14 protein-coding genes are annotated in these 15,895 nt (G+C 65.2%); 2 read left to right on the top strand and 12 right to left on the bottom strand.

What is annotated here, in order from left to right; translation table 11 throughout:
- Position 1 precedes the first annotated feature (1 nt).
- The 9 genes from atzF to flgB all read right to left on the bottom strand — a co-directional run bounded on the left by atzF (position 2) and on the right by flgB (position 8,985).
- A complete protein-coding gene (atzF, locus tag ABIB90_RS34080) occupies positions 2-1,387 on the bottom strand; it encodes an allophanate hydrolase (RefSeq protein WP_354159231.1) in 1,386 nt (461 codons plus the stop codon).
- Positions 1,388-1,553: 166 nt separating this feature from the next.
- The gene (locus ABIB90_RS34075) at positions 1,554-2,552 is read right to left on the bottom strand and encodes a Tim44 domain-containing protein (protein ID WP_354202259.1); all 999 of its coding nucleotides are present in this window, start codon (positions 2,550-2,552) and stop codon (positions 1,554-1,556) included.
- Positions 2,553-2,757: 205 nt separating this feature from the next.
- Positions 2,758-5,340 (bottom strand): cell cycle histidine kinase CckA, encoded by a 2,583-nt coding sequence (gene cckA, locus ABIB90_RS34070; protein WP_354202258.1) that lies wholly within the window; start codon positions 5,338-5,340, stop codon positions 2,758-2,760.
- 154 nt (positions 5,341-5,494) lie between these two features.
- Positions 5,495-6,574: a flagellar biosynthesis protein FlhB gene (flhB, locus tag ABIB90_RS34065; protein ID WP_007602156.1), complete on the bottom strand. Its 1,080-nt coding sequence runs from the start codon at positions 6,572-6,574 to the stop codon at positions 5,495-5,497.
- An 11-nt stretch (positions 6,575-6,585) separates the two neighbouring features.
- Entirely contained in the window at positions 6,586-7,356 is a 771-nt protein-coding gene (gene fliR, locus ABIB90_RS34060; RefSeq protein WP_007602155.1) for a flagellar biosynthetic protein FliR, read from the bottom strand.
- Positions 7,357-7,373: 17 nt separating this feature from the next.
- On the bottom strand, positions 7,374-7,637 hold the full coding sequence (gene fliQ / locus ABIB90_RS34055) for a flagellar biosynthesis protein FliQ (protein WP_007602153.1): 264 nt from the start codon (positions 7,635-7,637) through the stop codon (positions 7,374-7,376).
- Between the two features lie 174 nt (positions 7,638-7,811).
- Positions 7,812-8,120 (bottom strand): flagellar hook-basal body complex protein FliE, encoded by a 309-nt coding sequence (fliE, locus tag ABIB90_RS34050; protein ID WP_247459505.1) that lies wholly within the window; start codon positions 8,118-8,120, stop codon positions 7,812-7,814.
- Positions 8,121-8,136: 16 nt separating this feature from the next.
- Positions 8,137-8,562, bottom strand: coding sequence for a flagellar basal body rod protein FlgC (gene flgC, locus ABIB90_RS34045; protein ID WP_007602149.1), 426 nt, complete (start codon positions 8,560-8,562; stop codon positions 8,137-8,139).
- 18 nt (positions 8,563-8,580) lie between these two features.
- Complete coding sequence (gene flgB / locus ABIB90_RS34040; RefSeq protein WP_007602147.1) at positions 8,581-8,985, bottom strand: flagellar basal body rod protein FlgB; 405 nt, start codon at positions 8,983-8,985, stop codon at positions 8,581-8,583.
- A gap of 352 nt (positions 8,986-9,337) precedes the next feature.
- On the opposite strand from flgB, the gene ABIB90_RS34035 reads away from it, so the two are divergent.
- The gene (locus ABIB90_RS34035) at positions 9,338-10,309 is read left to right on the top strand and encodes a flagellar biosynthetic protein FliO (RefSeq protein WP_354159239.1); all 972 of its coding nucleotides are present in this window, start codon (positions 9,338-9,340) and stop codon (positions 10,307-10,309) included.
- Positions 10,306-11,067, top strand: coding sequence for a flagellar type III secretion system pore protein FliP (gene fliP / locus ABIB90_RS34030; protein ID WP_035994574.1), 762 nt, complete (start codon positions 10,306-10,308; stop codon positions 11,065-11,067). The genes ABIB90_RS34035 and fliP overlap by 4 nt, the downstream gene beginning before the upstream one ends.
- A gap of 289 nt (positions 11,068-11,356) precedes the next feature.
- Here the strand turns inward: fliP and ABIB90_RS34025 are convergent, their stop codons facing one another.
- The 3 genes from ABIB90_RS34025 to ABIB90_RS34015 all read right to left on the bottom strand — a co-directional run bounded on the left by ABIB90_RS34025 (position 11,357) and on the right by ABIB90_RS34015 (position 15,848).
- Positions 11,357-11,638, bottom strand: coding sequence for a helix-turn-helix domain-containing protein (locus tag ABIB90_RS34025; protein ID WP_354202257.1), 282 nt, complete (start codon positions 11,636-11,638; stop codon positions 11,357-11,359).
- Positions 11,635-11,820 (bottom strand): type II toxin-antitoxin system RelE/ParE family toxin, encoded by a 186-nt coding sequence (locus ABIB90_RS34020; protein ID WP_354202256.1) that lies wholly within the window; start codon positions 11,818-11,820, stop codon positions 11,635-11,637. The genes ABIB90_RS34025 and ABIB90_RS34020 overlap by 4 nt, the downstream gene beginning before the upstream one ends.
- Positions 11,821-12,050: 230 nt before the next feature.
- Positions 12,051-15,848, bottom strand: coding sequence for a tetratricopeptide repeat protein (locus ABIB90_RS34015; protein ID WP_354202255.1), 3,798 nt, complete (start codon positions 15,846-15,848; stop codon positions 12,051-12,053).
- Between the last annotated feature and the right edge of the window lie 47 nt (positions 15,849-15,895).

Raw genomic sequence — 15,895 nt, 5'->3', positions numbered from 1 at the left:
TTTAGCCGCCAGACTTCAATTCGAACGCCGATCCGTCTGCGCCTGCCTCGAACCGCCGCGCCAGTCCGATCAGCGCGCGATCGTGCCAGGCCGGCGCTAGCAGGGTCACGCCCATGGGCATGCCGTTTGACAATTTCGCATTCGGAACGGCGACGCCGCAGAGATCGAGTAAATTGGCAAAGTACGAGTAGTAGCCCAGACGATTGTTGAGGGTGATCGGATCACGATGCATCTCCTCCAGTGTGAACGGCCGCGGTGCAGTCGGAACCACGAGAGCATCGATGCCGGCAAAGATTGCTTCGGCGTCGCGGCGAAGCCGGTGCAGCCGGTGAATGGCGCCAAACGTGTCGATCGCCGAATAGCCGGCGGCTGAGCCCAGCACGGTCCTCGTGACATCAAGCAAGGAGCCGGATTCGACATCGATGAGAGAAGCGATGGCGGAGCGCCGCTCAGCGACCCAGGGACCGCTGAACATCAACTCCCCCGCTTGGCGGAATGGGGCAAAGTCCACCTCGATCGCCGTCCCTCCGATATGAGCAAGACGTTCGCAGGCGCTCTCGTAGAGTTCGCCGCATTCCGACATGCCGAAGCATTCGATATCTGCCGGCGCAACGCGGCCGAACCGGAATGATGCCGCCGCCCCGTTGGCGGAGAAAAAGGTTCTGGGCAGGCGGCTGTAGGGATCTTCGAAATCAAACCCTTCGATGATGTCGAGGATTGCTTCGCCGTCGCTGACGGTATTGCAGAATACCGACACGCAATCGATCGTCGGACAATTCGGCACCAGGCCACGTGATGACACCAGCCCAACGGTCGGCTTGATTCCGACGATGTTGTTGAACCCGGCAGGTATGCGCCCCGAGCCGCCGGTATCGGTGCCGAGCGCAAAGGCGACGTGCCCGGCCGCCACGGCGACCGCGGACCCGGAACTGGAGCCGCCCGCAACATAGCGCGCATCGGCAATCGACGCGCAGGGGCCATGGGGCGAGCGCGCGCCGGACAGGCCTGTGGCGAACTGATCGAGATTGGTCTTTCCGAGGCAAATTGCGCCGGCTGCGGTGAGGCGTTCGACGCTATGCGCGGAATGCCAGGGCGTGTAGCTGAACGCCGGACATGCGGCAGTGGTCGGCATTCCCGCAACGTCGATATTGTCCTTCACACCAAAGGGAATGCCGAGCAGCGGAAGATTTTCGCCCGTCCGCGCGCGCGCCACCAGCTTATGGCATTCTTCGAGTGCCTCCTGCCGTGGGCGAAGATAGATCCAGCAATTGCGGTCGCGCTCGGCCTCGATCCGGTCATACGCCGTTCCGATCGCCTCCAGCAGCAGGGACGAACTCCTGGCAATGCCTTCGTAGTTTGTCCTGAGGCGCGCGACACACTGGCTCACGGAATATCTCCTCATCCAACCGGCAGGCGCGAAATTGCGGCAGCTCTGCGCGGCCAACAAGCAATTAAGTGCTTCGCCCAAATGGCCGCCTGACCGAAACGCGCAGCTCAAACAAAAAGGGCGCCGTGCCGAAGCACGACGCCCTCGTTTGTCGCTATACGCGCGATCAGTTGGTCTGCTGGATTGCCGACAATTCCCAGGCGCCGCCTGGACGTCGGGCAAAGGTCCAGACTTCGGTGGCCTCGCCCGGCTGCTCGCTGCCGGCGACAATTGCGCCGGTATTGCGGTCGAGCGTCTTGTCGGTGAGCGCGAAGCGCAGCGCCACCGTCGCGTAATCGGTCTCGCCTTCGCGCCAGGATTCCGCGAGGTCGCCCTGCAACAGCTTCACGCCGCTGACCTTGTTGACGACATTGCGCGCGCGGTTCTGGCCGAGGTCCTGCTCGAAATAGGAGACCATTTCCGGCGTCGCTAACGTGTGCAGCTTGGCCACGTCCTCATTCGACCACGCGGTCTGGACATCGCCGAGCAGGCGCTCGAACGCTTCATAGTCGTCCGGCTTGATCTCGAGCGGGGCGTTGTTGGCGCCGAAGCCGAAGCCGCCGCCAAGACCGCCACCAAGACGGTTATTCGCCTGCGGTCCCGGACCGGCACCGGCGTCAGCGTTGGCATAGGCCGCCTGCGGGGTGTGCCGGCGCTGCCACCAGGACATCGCCAGCCGAACCACGAGCACCACGAGCACGATCTGGATGATCAGGCCGATGATCGACGACAGGCCGCCGAGGCCGCCGAACAGGCCACCGCCGAACAGCATGCCGAGCAGGCCGGCGCCGAGGAACCCGGCCGCAAGGCCGCCCAGGAAACCGCCACCGCGGCCGAACAGGCCGCCACGCGCGGGTGCGGCGGCAGCCGAATTCATGCCTGTGCCCGGCTGGGTGTAGGTCCGATTGAACTGCGAGGTCGAACCCGGCGCGGTCGTGGTCGACGGCGGGGCCGAATAGGTGCGCGAACCGCGCGAACCAGACGACATGCCGCCGCCAACGCGCGCGTCGGCGGACGAGATCGCCAGCGCAGTCGGCAGCGCAAGCGCCAGCACGACGGCAATCGTCTTGAAGAGGCTGCGGGAGCGTTGCGAGAAATTCATGTTGGTTTCCCAGATCCCCGGCATGGGGACGTGCCCCTAAGATGGGCAGCCTTCCGTAAAAAGGAAGCCACTATCGGAACTTATGGCTGCGGCCCTCAGTCGCGGGGATGTGGCAAAAGCCCATCTTTGGCGGCAGCTTGGCCGGGCGTGCGAAGGAGCCGCGGTCGCGGGTTACCGGTCACTTGTGCGACGGGAGTTCCGGTTTCCCGTCGTCATGGCGTCGAGGCCCTCACCCCGCCTTCGCCATCGTCTCCTTCACGGCCGCCACGAGCTGGCTGAGCGTGAACGGCTTGGGCAGGAAGTCGAACTGCTGGCCTTCGGGCAGGCTCTTCTCGAATGCGTCTTCCGCGTAGCCGGAGACGAAGATGAACTTGATGTCGGGATTCTTCTCGCGCATCGCCTTGAGCAGTGTCGGGCCGTCCATCTCCGGCATCACGACGTCGGACACGACGAGATCGATTCCGCCGCTCTGCTCTTCCAGTACCTCCAGCGCCTCGACACCGTTCTCGGCCTCGACCACTGTGTAGCCGCGCGAGCGCAGACCGCGCGCGTTGAGCGCGCGCAGGCCCTCTTCGTCCTCGACCAGGAGGATGGTGCCCTGTCCGGTGAGATCGGTGCGGGGCTTGGCGTCCGTCACGGACCCGGCTTCCTTCGCGGCACCATTGCTGGCGCCAACGACCGGCGCCGGCTGCTCGACCTGCACCTCCGGCTCGGCATGATGGCGCGGCAGGAATATCTGGAACGAGGTGCCCTGCCCCGGCTCGGAGTCCACGTAAATGAAGCCACCGGTCTGCTTGACGATGCCATAGACGGTGGAGAGCCCGAGGCCGGTGCCCTTGCCGACTTCCTTGGTCGAGAAGAACGGCTCGAAGATCTTGTCGCGGATGTCGGCGGGGATGCCGGTACCGGTGTCGGCGACCTCGATCCGCACGTAATCCGCTGCCGGCATGCCCTTGTAGGCCAGCCTGGCCGCTTCTTCGGTGGTGACGTTGGCGGTCCGAATGATCAGCTTGCCGCCGTCGGGCATGGCGTCGCGCGCGTTGACCGCGAGGTTGACGATGACCTGTTCGAACTGGGAGACGTCGACCTTGACCGGCCAGAGATCGCGACCGTGGATGGTCTCGTGCTTGACCTTCTCGCCGATCAGGCGGCGCAGCAGCATGGCGAGGTCGGAGAGCGCATCGCCGAGGTCGAGCACCTGCGGCCGCAGCGTCTGGCGGCGCGAGAACGCCAGCAACTGCCGCACCAGCGTGGCGGCCCGCGTCGCGTTCTGCTTGATCTGCATGATGTCCTGGAACGACGGGTCGGTCGGCTTGTGCGCGTTCAGCAGGAAGTCGTTCGCCATCATGATGGCGGAGAGCACGTTGTTGAAGTCGTGGGCGATGCCGCCGGCGAGCTGGCCGACGGTCTCCATCTTCTGCGACTGATTGATCTGGTTCTCCAGCGCGCGCCGCTCGGTGGTCTCGAGCATGTGCACGATGGCGACTTCGGCGTCGTTCTCGGCCGCGTCCACCGGCGTGACGAAGAACTGGCCCCAGCGCTCTCTGGTTCCTTCGAGCGCCACTTCGACCGGCGCGACGTCGGCCTGGCCCTCCGCGGCCTGGTTGATGGCCGCGATCAAAAGGTGCTGGTCGCGCGAATTGACCGCGCGGAAGATCGACTTGCTGGTGCTGTCGAGCCCTAGCGCCTGCCCGAGCTTGGCGTAGCGCGCATTGGCGCGCACGACGTTGCCGCCGCGGTCGACGGTGGCGATCGCCATCGGGGTATGGTCGAAGAAGCGCATGAAGCGCACTTCGGCGGCACGGTCCGGATCGCTGCGCTCGTCGCGGGCACGGCTGATCACCAGCGTGCGCGACGGGCCCGGCGCGCCGTCGGCGCCGAAGGCGAGCTTGTGATAGAGCCGCACCGGCATGGTCTTGCCGGTACGCATGCGCAGGTCGATGTCGAAGACCTCGGTCTTCACCTCGCCCGGCACCGACACGATCGCGGTCAGCAGCGAAGCGCCATCGCCGGAGACAATGTCGGTGAGCTTCAGCCCGCCCGAGCCGATCTCGGCAAGGTCGTAGTCGAGCCAGTTCGCCAGCGTCGCGTTGACATAAGCGAGCTCGCCGGCCGGATTGACCGAGAAAAAACCGCAGGGCGCGTGATCGAGATATTCGATCGCGTGCTGGAGTTCCTGGAACACGTCCTCCTGGCGCTCGCGGTCGCGGGTGATGTCGGCGATCGACCACACCGCATATCTCGTCTCGCGCTTGCCGGTGCCGAGAGGCCGCACCCGCATGCGTAGCCAGCGGCCCTGGCTGCCGTCATTGCCGGAGATGCGCACCTCTTCCTGCTGCCGCTTGCCTTCGCGCGCGGCTTTCAACAGGCGGAACACCGCCTCGGAGACGTCGGGGTTGCCGATGAAGACGCGCTCCACGGGACGCACGTCCTGTGGGCCGGCGGCGCCGGTCAGCGTCAGATAGGCCGCATTGGAATAGACCACATGGCCCCGCGGGTCGGTCACGGCGAGGCCGTCGAAGGCGTGGTCGGCGATGCGCCCCATCACGGGATCGTCGAGATTGCGATCGACGAAGCGGATGATGCCGGCGGCGAAGGCGAACAGGTTGAACAGGCCGACCATCGCCAGCACGGCGAGGATGCCGAGGATATAGGGCTGGGCCTGCGCGCGCCCGAGCGTCATCAACCCGACGGCAACGGCGACGAGGCCGGCGGCCACCAGCAGCACCAGCGCAATGCTGCCCGAGCGCGGCGACGGCTCGTGCGCCGCAACGGGCTCGCGTGTGAGGTCGTGGTCGGTCTCGGCAGTCATCTCAAGCTGGCACAGCCTGTCGGCAGAGAATCAACGCGCTACAGGGCGCGCAGGGTCCTCCCTGCCTGAATCGGACCCGCAGACGCAAGGGCAGCAGGGGCGAAAGGTACGCTGATTCCCAGATTACGGCCATTTCCAGTACTTTTCAGGGGTATTATTGCCGGCTGGCACCGAATCCGCTCTTCAGACGCATGACGTAGCCGATCACTTCGGCGACCGCATGGTAGTGCTCGGTCGGGATTTCCTCGTCGATCTCGACGGTGGCGTAGAGGGCGCGGGCGAGCGGCACGTTCTCGACGATCGGGATGTCGTGCTCGCGCGCGATCTCCCGGATCTTGAAAGCGAGGTTGTCGACGCCCTTGGCGACGCAGATCGGCGCCGACATGCCGCGCTCGTAGGACAGCGCGATCGAGTAGTGGGTCGGGTTGGTGATGATCACGGAAGCCTTGGGAACCGCCGCCATCATGCGCTTCTTGGAGCGCTGCTGGCGCAGCTGCCTGAGCTTGCCCTTGATGTGCGGGTCGCCTTCGGACTGCTTGAACTCTTCCTTGATCTCCTGGAGCGACATCTTCTGCCGCTGGAACCAGCTGCGATACTGGAAGAAATAGTCGCCGATGGCGATGATCGCGAGCGCCGCGACCACCGCGCCGAGCAGATGAATGGTCAGGCTGGTGGAGGCGCCGAGCAGGGCGGCCGGATCGAGCCTGACCATCGCCTCCATGCGATGCCGCTCCGGCCACAGGATCATGGTCATGACCGCGCCGAGCACGATCAGCTTGCCGAGACCCTTGAGGAAGTTCGCCGCCGCTTGCTTGCCGAAGATGCGCTTGAGGCCCTCGGCCGGCGACAGCTTGCTGAACTTGGGCTTGAGGGATTCGGCCGACCAGACCAGGCGGTGCTGCAGCACGTTGCCGGCAATTGCCGCCAGTACGAGCATCAGCAGCGGCACGCCCACCGCCGCGAGCACAGCGACTTCGATCTGCTGCATCAGAGCGAGCAGAGCCCTGCCGTCGGTCTTGATCATCCAGGAATTGGCGAGCAGGTTGCGCATCGGCGCCAATAGCCCGCTACCGACCGATCCTGAGAAGCTCGAGACCACCAGCGTGGCGCCCGCAATCATGAACCAGGTGTTGATCTCCTGGCTCTTGGCGACGTCACCGCGTTCGAGCGCCTCTTCGAGACGTTTTTGCGTCGGGTCTTCTGTTTGACTCTCTGGATCGTTGTCTTCCGCCATCGATCACCCGGTCACTTGAGTGGCATCATCTGGTGCATGACACCGATGAAATAGTCGAGATAGGTGCCCATCATCGCCGTGAGCACCACGGCGAGCACCAGGAAGCCGGCGAAGATCGAGAGCGGCACGCCGACGAAATAGACCTGCATCTGCGGCATCAGCCGCGCCAGCACGCCGAGCCCGATGTTGAAGACGAGGCCGAACACCAGGAACGGGCCGGAAAGTTGCAAGCCCAGGCGGAATGCGGCGGCAAAGGCGCGCGTCGCCAGCGCCGCGACATCGCCGCTCGACACCGTCTCGCCCGGCGCGAAGATGGTATAGCTGTCGTTCAGTGCCGCGATCACCAGATGATGGCTGTCGGTGGCGAACAGCAGCGTCACCCCCAATATCGTCAGGAAGTTGCCGACCAGCACGCCCTGCTGTCCCTGCGTCGGATCGACCGAGGTGACGAAGCCGAGCCCCATCTGCTGCGCGATCACGGCACCGGCAACCTGCAGCGCCGACAACGTCACCCGCGCAGTCGCCCCCAGAACGATGCCGATCACGATCTCATGCAGCATCAGGACCAGCAGCGGCGCGATCGAACCCATGTCGACCTGATAGGCGTTGCGATGCAGCGGCAGGATGATCAGCGTGAGCAGCAGCGCGATCGACAATTTGATCCGTGTCGGGATATTGGTCTCGCCCAGGCCCGGCAACAGCATCACCATCGCGCCGACCCGGGCAAAGGCGAGCATGAAGGAGGCGGCAAGCGCCGGCAGCAGCGAGACGTCGATGCGCATGATGGGCGCATAGTGCCTCAGCCGCCGATGATTCGCGACGATATCCGCAGCATGTGGGAATGCAGTGCGTCGGCCATGAACGGCAAGGCCAACAGCATTGTGGCAAAGATGGCCAGGATCTTCGGCACGTAGATCAGTGTCTGCTCCTGGATCTGCGTCAGCGCCTGGAACAGCGACACGACGACGCCGACCACGAGGCCGACCAACATCAGGGGCGACGACACGATCACGATGGTCCAGATCGCATCACGCGCGACGTCGAGGGTTTCCGGTCCGGTCATTGCACAATTCCTTTGTCTTATCCCTCGCCTCCCACCGCTCTTGCGAGCGATGCGAAGGCCTATCCCCCCGTCATTGCGAGCGTAGCGAAGCAATCCAGACTGCCGCTTCGGAAAGACTCTGGATTGCTTCGCTGCGCTCGCAATGACGGTTGGGGCGGGCGCGAGCGCCAAAAATCAGATCGGCATCTTCATGATGTCTTCATAGGCCGCGATCACACGGTCGCGGACCGAGACCAGCGTCGACACGGCGACGTCGGTGTCTGCGACCGCCGTCACCACGTCCATCACATTGGCCTTGCCGGCGGCCATCGCCACCGTCTGCGCATCGGATTTTCGGCCGGACTCCAGGACGCTGCCGACAGTGTCTTTCAGAAGAGAGGCGAAGGACTGCCCGCTCGGCTCGCTGCCCTTGCTGGCACCGCTGTTCTCCAGCACGCGAGCGAGGTTTGCATAGGCGTTGGCGGCAATTGTCGGTGTTGCCATGGTTCAAATGTCCTGTTCAGCTCTTGAGGATGTCGAGGGTGCGCTGGATCATCCGGCGTGTCGCGCTGATGATGTTGAGATTGGCCTCGTACGACCGCTGCGCGTCGCGCATGTCGGTCATCTCGACCACCGAGTTTACGTTCGGATATTTGACGTTACCGGTCGCATCCGCCGCCGGATTGTTCGGCTCGTATTTGGTGCGGAAATTGGACTGGTCGGGCTTGATCCTGCCGAGGGTGACGACCTGCGCGTCGAGTGTACGGTCGAGCGCCGAGGAGAAGGTCGGCACCTTGCGCCGGTAAGGATCGCCGCCGGCGGTCTGCGACGTCGAATCCGCATTTGCGATGTTCTCCGAGATCACCCGCATGCGCCCGGCCTGCGCCCGCAGACCGGAGGTCGCGATCGCCATCGAGCGGGCAAAGTCGCTGCTGTCATTCGCCATGATGCGCTTCCTCTAGCTCTAGCCTTTGCCGATCGCGGTCTTGAGCAGATGCAGGCTCTTCGAATAGAGCGAGGTCACCGCCGCATAATCCATCTGGTTGCTGGCGGCCTTCATCATCTCCTCTTCGAGATTGACGGCGTTGCCCGCGGGGCGGGTCTCAAAACCCGCATTCTTGTTCTGGTCGAATCCGGAGGCCGCGCCTGACGGCGCCATGTGGGAACCGCTGGTGCGGGTGAGCGCCAAGGGGCCCATCGAACCCGTGACGGCACCGCTCTTGTCCAGCTTCGGCTCGACCAGGTCGCGCGGCCGGAATTTGGGCGTGTCGGAATTGGAGACGTTCTCGGAAAGGACGCGCTGGCGCTCCTGGTGCCATTGCATCTTGGTGCGAAGTGCCGATAGCACCGGAAGATCGTTGATGGACATCGTTGCGGCTCCTTCCGCCTCGCAGGACCCATGGGTCCGAAGCTAGGCAGAATTTGCCGCCTGTATGGTTAACAGCTGGTTAAGGAGGTCGCAGGCAGTTGTCCCCCGCCGGGACACGAATGCGCACGCCCCGTGATTCTACGCCTCCAAAAGCGGCATTAACCCAACCGCTTGGCGGCGCATGCACAGGCCAAGAAGTCGTTTTGGATCGAGCGATTCATGGGTTATTAAGAGTTGGGGACGGCAAAACTTGCCGTGGGACGTTAAGAAATCGCAGTTTGGGGCAACGTAAGCCAGTGGTTGGCGCATCTGACCACGGGCCCGAGACAAGCGCCATTTGTCGGGGACAAGTATGCAAGGCAGTCCTATCACCTTCATCGTCGCGTTCATCGTCGTTCTGGCGTTGATCGGCGTCGCTGCATGGCTGGTTCGCCGATTCGCCACCAGCCGGCTCGGCGCCAACACCCAGCGCGGCCGGATGCCCCGGCTCGCCGTGATCGATGCCGCCGCAGTCGACGGCCGCCGCCGTCTGGTGCTGGTCCGGCGTGACAATGTCGAGCATCTTCTGATGATCGGCGGCCCCACGGACATCGTCGTCGAACCCAACATCGTGCGCGCAGCGCCCGGCCGCGACCAGCTCCCGCAGCGCTCCAATGCTGCCGAGCCGCCGCGTCTCGCGCCGATGCATGATAGCAGCAGCTGGGCCGACGAAGCACCGCGGCCCGAGCTGCTCGATCATCCCGAGCCGCACATGCCCGAGCCGCCACCGCGGCCCGCGCGCCCGTCCTTTGCCGACGAAGTGCGCCGGCCCGCTCCCGCGCTGGCCGAACGCCGCAACGAGCCGCCACCGGCCGGCTTCACCTCCGAGCCGATCGCGCCGCGCCCCGAGCGCGAGCTTCGTCCCGAACCTGTTCCGCCGCGCGTTGCGCGCAACGAACCCCCTCTGATGCCGCGTCCGCCGCGCCAGAGCGAGCCGGTGAAGGCGCCGCCAGTGCGCGCCGAGCGCGTCGCCGCACCACCTCCGCCCGTACCGCAGGCTCCGCCCGTTCCGCCGCCAGCGCCCGCTCCTGCGGCGCCATCGAGCGCCGAGCAAAATCTCGCGGAGATGGCGCAGCGACTCGAAGCAGCACTCCGCCGCCCCGCCGGCGAGACGCTTGCCCCTCCGGTCGCCCCGGAGCCCCCGGCCGCTCCTCCGCGTGTGGCCCGCAGCGAGCCGCCGGCACCCCCGGCCCCTCCCGCAAAGCCGGCTCCGGAAAAGACCAGCTTTGAAAATCTCGAAGACGAGATGGCCTCGTTGCTCGGCCGTCCGAAGCCGTCTTCGTGAGGCTGCCGGCCCTCCCGCGTAGAGTTTTTCTTCTTTCTGTCCTGATCGGCGCGGCTTCGCTCGCGATGCCGGCGCATGCGCAGGATATCAGCATCAATCTCGGCGGAGGAGGCGCTGGCGGTGGCGGCGTCACCGAGCGCGCGATCCAGCTGATCGCGCTGCTGACGGTGCTGTCGATCGCACCGTCGATCCTGATCATGATGACGTCGTTCACGCGCATCGTGGTCGTGCTGTCGCTGCTGCGCACCGCGATGGGCACCGCGACCGCCCCGCCGAACTCGGTGATCATCGCGCTGGCGATGTTCCTCACCTTCTTCGTGATGGGACCCGTCCTGCAAAAATCCTACGACGAAGGCATCCGTCCGCTGGTCGCCAATCAGCTCGGCGTTGAAGACGCGCTTCAGCGCGCCTCCGTCCCCCTGCGCGGCTTCATGCAGAAGAACGTGCGCGAGAAGGACCTCAAGCTCTTCCTGGATCTCTCCGGCGAGCCGCCGCCGGCAACCCCCGACGAGCTCGGCTTACGCATCCTCGTCCCCGCCTTTATGATCTCGGAGCTGAAACGTGCCTTCGAGATCGGCTTTCTGCTGTTCCTTCCCTTCCTGATCATCGACCTCGTCGTCGCGTCCGTGCTGATGTCGATGGGCATGATGATGCTGCCGCCCGCAACCATCTCGCTGCCGTTCAAGCTGATCTTCTTCGTGCTCGTCGACGGCTGGTCGCTGGTGGCAGGGAGTCTGGTACAGAGTTACGGAGGTTAGCGGGCGCGTGCCCAGGGGCGAACTGCGGAGCCGGCCTTGCATCCCTCCCGCACTCGACTTGGCCCTGCTATCTCCCCGTCATTGCGAGGAGCTCTTGCGACGAAGCAATCCAGGCTGCCGCCGCGGACAGACGCTGGATTGCTTCGCTGCGCTCGCGATGACGGAGAATGGGGCGACCAGCAGCGCTTCCCGCGATACGGCAGCGCCCGTCCTCCCCCTACACGTCGTGCTGCTTGCTGAACTGATCGCCAATCAGCACCAGCATGCGGTGAGGTCGCATTGACCTGCATCACGCTGCCGAAAGCCTCACATGCATCTTGCTGCCTGTCGCCTCGGCGAAGCGCAGAAGCGTTTTGGTGCTGGGCAGGGTCTGGCCATTTTCGAGCCGGGCAATCGTAGATTGACTGGTGCCCATCCGAGCCGCGAGTTCCGCTTGCGAAAGACCAGCACGCAAGCGGGCCCTGAGCAGTTCGGCAGCGATCTCGAACTCGGGCGCCAGCGCGTCATACTCCGCCTTCACCTTCGGGTTGGCGAGCAGACGCGCCTTCAGCTTCTCAAAAGCGATCGTCATGAGACGTCCTTTGCTCTTCGCAGCGCGAGCTCGATCTCGGAACGCGGCGTCTTCTGTGTCTTTTTCACAAACGCGCGCACAACGATCACTCTGCGTCCGATCGCAGTCACGTATAATGCGCGGGCAATTCCATCGCGACCGGCCAAGCGCAGTTCCCAGAGCTTCCCCTCTAGATGTTTCACGTGTGGCTCGCTAAGGCTCTCCAGCCTGCTGAAGCGATGCGCTCTGCGAGCCGCAGAAAACGTGCCTGCATATCGGCCGGCAGAGCCGCAATCTCTGCGGCGACGGCCTCATCGAGAATTTCAACCCGCCAGGACACGGATCGACATTATCTCATTTTTGAGATTTTGAAAAGCGCAAAGAACCGACGCCGTGGCGGATCCGCTGTGCTGCTGGCTAACGATCTTGCAAACTACCGCGTCATCTTGATCTGCCGCACGACGGGAATCGTGGGCAACGAGCCGGTGTGGTCGGACTCGTCCTTGGCCTGCGGAGAGGCCGGCGCGCGGGCGGTGGCGTCGGGGAAGCGCTGCTTCATCTCGCGCAGGAAGCCGTCGAGCGTGTCGACACTGGCAGCCAGCTTCGCGATATCGGCAAACTCTGCGCTGGAGGCGCCGGTCGGTTTGCTCGCGATGTCGAAGGCGAGCCGATCGGCGCTCTCGCTCATCAGCGGCGCATATTTCTCGCGGAAGCGCGACATGCCGATCGAGTCGTCGGCGAGCGCATAACCGACAGCCGCGCGGATGATGTCGCTTTTCTCCACACTGTTGAGCGGCTTGAAGTCACGGAAGCGCTCGCCGTAATAGAGCTCGATCTGCTCGGCGGATTCACGCCAGCGCCGCGCCGCCCAGAAGATGTCCGAGCGCAGCCGCAGCACCTCGCGTCCTGTAACGTTGGAGACGATGTCGAGCGCGAGATCGTGGCGGCCGACGTCGCTCTGGGCACGCGCCTCCAGCAGCAGCCGTTGCTGCCTGAGCTCGCCTGAGAGGTCGCTGATACGGCTCGCGCGCAACGCCGTGATCGCCATGTCGGGTCGGCGGTTGGCGAGATAGATCATGGAGAGGCGCGCGGCGACTTGCGCACGCGCCGCGCCTTCGAGGCGGTGGTCGACCTGGTATTGCAGGAGCTCGGCGGCCTGGTCGAGCAGATCGATCGAGGCGAGACGGTCCGAGAGGCGCCGGATCAGTTCGTCGCCGCGGCGGCCGATCGGCGTCAGCTCGCGGAACTCGTAGAACATCCCCAGCGCTTCGATCGGCGGCAGCTCGTCGCCCTTGGGCCCCAGGAATATCTGCGTGAACAGGTCGGAGGCGAGGTCCTGCGCCTGGCGCGAGGCTTCCGCGTTCGGCTGCAGCTTTGTCGCGGTACGCGCCGCGGTGAGCGCATCCCGGTAGCGCCCGTTCTCGGCAAACATCTGGGACAACATCTGGAGCGTCTTGACCTCGATCGAGTCGCCGCGCCAGGTCATCGCGAGCGTTTCGAGCTCGCGCAGCGCGTCTTCCTTGCCGATCTCGTCGCGCTTCTGCCGCAGCGCGACTTCGAGCTGCTTGGCCTCGGCCGCGGCCGGCCGGTCGGACGAGCCGACCGCGAATTTGTAGTCGTCGAGCGCGTCCTTGTCGTGGCCGAGCGCTTCGGCGAGCCGGCCGCGCAGCACCGCGAAGCCGGGCGCTGCCTCGGGCGAGACGCCGACCACCTCGAGCTCGCTGCGGCGCTTGGAGGCACCGGCATAATCCTTCACCTCGAGCGAAGCGCGCATCGCCTCCATCGTTACGATGCGCTGGATGTCGAGCGGCAGCGAGGCGATGGCGAATTCGACGTTCTTGAACTTCTCGCGCGCGTCCGCCCATTTGCCCTGGCGCGCATAGGCGAGCGCCTTCCAAAGCTGAGAATCGTGACTGTTGCCGATCACGGGGTTGGCGAGGTCCTTCAGGCCCTGTGCCGGCCGGCCGATCAGGATGCTCGCGATCGCATGCATGATCAGCGCACCGCTCTCCTCCTTGTTGAGGGGATCGGCCAGCATCAATTCGGTGACGGCCTTGGCTTCGTGATACATCGCGCGCGACATGTAGAATTGCGCGAGGTCGAGCCGCGGCAGCGAACGCATCGCCGGTTCGACGTTGGAGATCGCCGTGATCAGCTCGTTCTGGCGCGCTATGAAATTTTCCGACTGGCCCTTGCGCCAGGCTTCGGGGCTGAAGACCGGCCGCACTGCGGTGGGCGCGCGCTCGGCCGAGATGTCGACCGGCGACAGCGTCAGCCCGCCCTTCTTGCCGAGGATGACCTTGTCGGCTCCCACCTCGACGCCGACCTCGTCGGAATTCGGCCGGATCGCGATGCCATGCGCGGACTCCAGCAGCGCGAGATCGACGAGGTCCTGCCGCTTGATGAAGCCGCGCACCGGCCGCTGCGCGGTGACGACATAGAGCGTATCGCCGGCATCGGGATCGGTGAGCTTGTGCAGGAGGCCCGGATTGGCGAAGGGGATCGCGATGTTGGCAAGCGCTGGGTCGGTGATGTTGCGCGAGATCATCAGCGGCAACGGCGTCGCCTGGATCTTGTCGGCGAGGGTCAAGAGCCAGTTGGTCTGCTTGCCGACCTCCTCGCTCGTCAGCGAATAGACCAGCGGCCGGGTGAGACGGATGCGCACCGCCTGTCCCTTCTCGAGCGGGACGCGGCCGACCTCGCCGATCATCGCACCGCCCTTGGTGCGGATCGCCTCGACGTCGATCGGCTTCGTCGTATCGAACACCAGCCAGACGGTGTCGCCGCGGCGAAACGCTGCCGCAGGCGTTGCGACCTGAAGCGGGAAGGTCACGCGCAGGCCGTCGCTGTCGCGGCGGACATCGACGCTGGCAACACTCGGCTGTGGTGGCGCGGCGGGCGCCTCTGCTGGCGCGGCCTTGACGGCTTCCTTGACCGGCTCCTTGACGGGCTCCTTGGCAGCTTCCTTCACGACCTCTTGAGGCGCTTCGGCCATGACCGGCTTGGCAGGCGCGACCGCAGTTTCGGCAACTGGCGCGACCGTCTTTGAAACTTCCTTGGGCTCGTCCTTGGGCGGTTGCGCAGCGTGCGCGGCTTCGGACGCCGGAGCCGGCACCGATTTCGGCGCTTCAGCGGGCGGCATGGCGGCGGGCGCTTCCGCCTTCAACTCGGGCTTGACGTCGATCCTGGCTTCGCGCGCGATCGCCTCGGAGGTCGGCGGCGCGATCTCGCGCTGCGCGTCCTTCGGCTTCTCGGCCGGCTTTTCAGGCGCAGGCGCCGGTCCATGAGCGGCGGGCTTGGCCTGCGCGATCGCAGCCTCGGCCGAATTGGCCATCTTGCTCTTGTCCGGCTGGAAGGAGATGTCGACGACGTAGTTCTTCTCGTCGCGGAACGAATGCACGTCGGAATCGCCGATCAGCGCGATCTCGACACTGGTCTGGTCGATGTCGGCCTTCTGCTTGATCGAGGCGACGTTCGGCGGCGCTGCGACGACTGCGTCCGCCAGATCGAAATTCAGGTTGGCGTTGAAGGCGAGCGTGAGCTTCTGCTCGTTGAGCACGGAGGATACGCCGACGCCGTCCGGCATCTCGAACACGAAGCGGACGAAGGTCGGCTGCACCGAGGCGCGCACGCGGATCTGCGGACGCTTCTTGCTCTCCGCCGCGGCGCGTTGGGCGCGCAGCGCCCGTTCGGCAACGCGCGCGCGTTCGGCGAGCTCCTTGACCACGTCCATCGGCAGGCTCGGCGGCGGTCCCTTCCAACCCTCCGGCAAGAGGTCGATGAAGGTTCGTTCGCCGGCATTCATGGTGTTGACGGTAACGCGCCGCGCCAGCGACAGGCGGATGGCGCCGCCATCGGGATCGCGGCGGGCGGAGTTGACGTAGTCGGGCGCGCCTTCCGGGACGCGGTCGACGGGCACGTCGACCGCCCGGTCGAAGCGGATGACGAGAATGGAGCCGGCCGTCGTCACCTCAGAGGGGACGTCCTCCCCGAGCTTGATCACGAGACGGGCAAAGCCGCCGCTGGCCGAGAAAGTCGCCTCGCCCCTGACAGCATCGGCCGCCCGGACAGGCGCCGTGAAGCCGATCAGCAGGCTGGCTGCCAGCAGCGGCGCCGCGCGGACATGACGCGACAGCCTCCGCGCCAGGGCGCGGGCTCGCGACACAAATCCAGCGGCAGCCTCTCGCGCCATTGGCGGCATTTCTTCCGGTTCGACGGTCCACGCCGGCATTGGTGCCGGCCCCTGCCCCAGACTGTAGATTTTGGCAATTAAGGACT

The organism is Bradyrhizobium sp. JR4.1 (genome assembly GCF_040548605.1).
Classification (GTDB): Bacteria; Pseudomonadota; Alphaproteobacteria; order Rhizobiales; family Xanthobacteraceae; genus Bradyrhizobium; species Bradyrhizobium canariense.
Note: the sequence above shows the minus strand (reverse complement) of the source record. Positions and strands in the feature narration are given on the sequence as shown.

Bases quoted from the DNA above. Each gene is read 5' to 3' on its own strand.
- ABIB90_RS34075 (WP_354202259.1), bottom strand. From the start codon at position 2,552: ATGCCGGGGATCTGGGAAACCAACATGAATTTCTCGCAACGCTCCCGC.
- cckA (WP_354202258.1), bottom strand. From the start codon at position 5,340: ATGACTGCCGAGACCGACCACGACCTCACACGCGAGCCCGTTGCGGCG.
- flhB (WP_007602156.1), bottom strand. From the start codon at position 6,574: ATGGCGGAAGACAACGATCCAGAGAGTCAAACAGAAGACCCGACGCAA.
- fliR (WP_007602155.1), bottom strand. From the start codon at position 7,356: ATGCGCATCGACGTCTCGCTGCTGCCGGCGCTTGCCGCCTCCTTCATG.
- fliQ (WP_007602153.1), bottom strand. From the start codon at position 7,637: ATGACCGGACCGGAAACCCTCGACGTCGCGCGTGATGCGATCTGGACC.
- fliE (WP_247459505.1), bottom strand. From the start codon at position 8,120: ATGGCAACACCGACAATTGCCGCCAACGCCTATGCAAACCTCGCTCGC.
- flgC (WP_007602149.1), bottom strand. From the start codon at position 8,562: ATGGCGAATGACAGCAGCGACTTTGCCCGCTCGATGGCGATCGCGACC.
- flgB (WP_007602147.1), bottom strand. From the start codon at position 8,985: ATGTCCATCAACGATCTTCCGGTGCTATCGGCACTTCGCACCAAGATG.
- ABIB90_RS34035 (WP_354159239.1), top strand. From the start codon at position 9,338: ATGCAAGGCAGTCCTATCACCTTCATCGTCGCGTTCATCGTCGTTCTG.
- ABIB90_RS34025 (WP_354202257.1), bottom strand. From the start codon at position 11,638: ATGACGATCGCTTTTGAGAAGCTGAAGGCGCGTCTGCTCGCCAACCCG.
- ABIB90_RS34015 (WP_354202255.1), bottom strand. From the start codon at position 15,848: ATGCCGGCGTGGACCGTCGAACCGGAAGAAATGCCGCCAATGGCGCGA.